Raw genomic sequence first — 242 nt, 5'->3', positions numbered from 1 at the left:
CGCATCAAAATCTGTGGCCTCACGCGCGAGGCCGACGTGGCCCACGCCGCCCGCGCCGGGGCCGACGCCATCGGCTTCGTGCTCTACCCACCCAGTCCGCGCGCGGTCACGGCGCAGCGCGCCGGTGAACTGGCGCGGAGCCTGCCACCCTTCGTCACCCCGGTGCTGCTGTTCGTCAACGCCAGCGCGGCCGAGGTGCAGGCCGGCCTGCAGGCCGTGCCCCACGCCCTGCTGCAGTTCCA

General features: G+C 74.0%; 1 protein-coding gene. It reads left to right on the top strand.

The window, feature by feature from the left end:
• Positions 1–242: phosphoribosylanthranilate isomerase (locus tag HA630_RS02455; RefSeq protein ID WP_407061929.1), on the top strand; the 242-nt coding region annotated here is incomplete at both ends.

The sequence above is a fragment of the Aquabacterium sp. A08 genome (assembly GCF_011742065.1).
The sequence above is the reverse complement of the archived record's forward strand: the minus strand, read 5'-3'. Positions and strand labels throughout refer to the sequence as shown.